The sequence below is a fragment of the Belnapia sp. AC561 genome (assembly GCF_979252845.1).
Genome location: NZ_CEEDBP010000099.1, coordinates 1 through 3,024 on the forward strand (window position 1 = coordinate 1; position 3,024 = coordinate 3,024).

The 3,024-nt window shown below is 58.2% G+C and carries 2 protein-coding genes and 1 pseudogene; 1 reads left to right on the plus strand and 2 read right to left on the minus strand.

What is annotated here, in order from left to right:
- Positions 1–605: 605 nt before the first annotated feature.
- Together AC0IW9_RS30240 and AC0IW9_RS30245 are read right to left on the minus strand one after the other, a co-directional pair.
- Positions 606–1,437: pseudogene (locus tag AC0IW9_RS30240) on the minus strand (IS5 family transposase).
- 50 nt (positions 1,438–1,487) lie between these two features.
- On the minus strand, positions 1,488–2,291 hold the full coding sequence (locus AC0IW9_RS30245) for a response regulator transcription factor (RefSeq protein WP_471652013.1): 804 nt from the start codon (positions 2,289–2,291) through the stop codon (positions 1,488–1,490).
- A gap of 167 nt (positions 2,292–2,458) precedes the next feature.
- Between AC0IW9_RS30245 and AC0IW9_RS30250 the strand changes: the two genes are divergently transcribed.
- Positions 2,459–2,827, plus strand: a complete 369-nt coding sequence (locus tag AC0IW9_RS30250) for a hypothetical protein (protein ID WP_471652014.1) — start codon at positions 2,459–2,461, stop codon at positions 2,825–2,827.
- Positions 2,828–3,024: the final 197 nt, after the last annotated feature.

Sequence of the window (3,024 nt, forward strand, 5' to 3'; positions counted from 1 at the left end):
CCGAGGGGCAACTGAATCACCATCGTGCAGCCCGTGGGATCACAAGCGATTCAGTCAGGCTGGAAACCGCTCTAGCTCCGACACAGAGATTTGGGTCCACCGGAGAACGTGGTGTGGGCGACGGTGACGCCGCGGTATTGCAGCATTAGCTCGAGACCGCGGTAGCTAATCGGGAATATGAGAACCAGCAAATCGCCCAGAAGATCACCTCAGCGGTGAACTGCCGGCCCTTGAAGCGCAGATCCGCCCGAATTTTCGCCAACCGCTGCTATGCTAGACCCTAGCTTGGCCGCGATTTCGGCAGAATGGCAAAAACGCGACAGAACCAGGCAACTGATGATCATTAGGCTACCCGGCTATGGGCGGTGATTGGCCAAGCGCTGGAAGCCGGAGAAATCAAGGATCCGAAAGCGATCGGTGAGGCGCTTGGGGTACCGACGTTGATCGCAGCCGAACTGCCGGCTCGCTCAGAATGCCAAGCCGGCGATGTGCTACTGCTCGAGGCGCCCGCCGCGTGGCTGGGAATAGCGATGCAAGCGCTGGATCCTTAGTGCCGATAAGCGTTGTACTCATTCCTGCTCAACTAAGACCCCGTTTGAGAATGGCTACGGGTGGGCAACGCGGCGAAGCAGTAGCGCGCCAGGACTGACGCGCATCATGGCTTCGCTGACGTCGCAGCGGCGCTCGTCGTCGCGGACAAGGCGGCGCCAGCGCATCATCCAGCCGAAGGTCTGTTCGACCACCCAGCGTCTGGGCAGGACCTGAAAGCCCTTCTGGTCGGCCAGCTTGCGGACAATCTCGATGACGAAGTCGCGGTAGGCGACCAGGCTCATCAGCCTGCCTCGATCATAGGCGCCGTCGGCGAACAGATGCTTCAGCCAGGGCCAGCGTTTGCGCACCGCCTCGATGATCCGCTCTGCCCCGGCTGCATCCTGGATATAGGCTGGGGTCAGGTTGACCATCAGCAGACGCCCATCCGTGTCCACCGCGACGTGGCGCTTGCCGACCAGGACGTGCCGCTTCTTGCCCGTGTCGTAGCCCGAGGGGTCGATGCAGGCCCCCCTTTTCCGGGTTCTTGACGCTCTGGCTGTCGATGATCGCGGCCGTCGGAATGGCCTCACGTCCGGCCTGCTCTCGGCACATCACATAGAGCGCGTGGTGGATCCGATCGAGCGTGCGGTCCTTGTCCCAGCGCCGCAGGTAGTCGTTCACCGTACTCCACGGCGGCAGGTCCTTCGGTAGCGCCGCCCACTGGCAACCGGTGCTCAGGATGTACATCACCCCATTCAGCACCGCGCGCACGTCGATCGTCCGCTTGTTGCCGCGGCCCTTCGCATGCAGGATCAACGGGCCGATGGTCGATCATTCCTCATTGGTCAGATCACTCGGGCAGCGCAGCTTGCTGCGGTCGCATTTGGCCGGTTCTCGGATGTCCACATGGACACGGTTCTTCCGCCGCTCGTCGCTGCAGGCCAATCACAACCGATCTAAATGACTCGATCTGTTCCCGGATGGACACTTAGCAGGGTATTATCACCAGCAGTCACCCGTCCCGAATCAGGCAGCGATTTATCAAATCCGATGAACGCGTATCCCTGACCGCGCACGGCCAGGATAGTATCCCCTCCACCAGCGCGGCTGATTTTTAGTCGCACCTGATAGACCAAGTTGTCGATTGAGCGATCCTCTATTCGGTATGACCGCTGAAACAACTCTTGAGTAAGCTTGTCGCGAGCAATGGGTCGGCCGGCCGCTTTGACCAGATGCTCAAGTAAAGTAAACTCAGTACTGGTCAACGGAACCTTTGTTCCAGCCGGCGCGTAAAGACGGCGTTCGCTGGTGACCATGCGCCAGGCGGTCGGCTGTTTTTCCGTTTTCCGCGGTGGCGCATAGGGGCGCCGAAGATGGGCACGGATACGGGCGACGATCTCTCGTCCAGACATTGGCTTTTGAAGAAAGTCGGCAGCGCCCAGTTCCAAGGCGAGGATACGGTCAGCCTCCGTCAGGTTGTCGGCCAGGAAAACCACCGGAGCCTTAGTCAGCGGAATGATCCTGCTTAGGTGCTGCACCATATCCATGCAGCCGAGACGCTGTTCCATTAGAACAAGATCGACTTCTGCTTCGTGCAAGCACTGCACCATAGTTGGCCAATCCGTGGCGTGCTGAACTATGAAGCCGTAGTTCATCAAAGTCGTAGAAAGCCCCCTGACCAAGTCTATATCTGTATCAACCAGCAGAACACATTGGTCAGGAGTATTATTGTTGTCCACAAGGCGGAGGTAGCTAGCCACTGCTATTCTCCCATCAGTAGGAGCCGTACCAGATGTTAATATTTTTGAGGAAAAAAGGCGCCGCTATACCAAGCCATATTTTATACTAGGCGTTACCATTTGGTGAGAGTTTGTCAATCTTTCAAGCAAAAAATCCGACTGAAGTTCCCCTAGTGCGAGAGCATCCTGTGAGCCTCAGCGAAGCTAAGGCCAACAGTCATCAATATGGCAGCCCAGGCACCATCTGGCAGGATGATCCGCCAGGACGTGGACCCATTCTGCCCAAAGTGCCAAATGCCGACATCTTCGGTCAGCCACGCCTCCGCCCGGAGGAGAGCGTGAGGTCGAGCGGCGACGTCGATGCACTCCGTGGCCAGCTGGCGAACCAAGCCTCTCCAGCCAGTGACCAGAACCGCTGGAGCGTCATTGCCCTGGCTTTGGCAAAGCCAGTTGACCCGGTCATTGCCGCGAAGAGCAGCAAGCTGCTCTGCCGGGCTGGGAAAAGGCTGGCGGGGCGTTATGTCGGCGCACGGCACGTCCAATCTCCAGAGCAATAAACGCCCACCAAGATTTCGGACGCATTCTTTGAGTACGCCTTAAGCTAGCCCAGGTTCCATATTGGAACTTTTATAATAACCGAGCCGGATCAACATGATGCATCATGGTAAGCCCTCGTTCCCTAAGAGTCCATCCGGGATCATTTAGTTTTCTGACATAGCTTTCGGAGCATGCGGCGGACGGAGGCCCAGCGCAG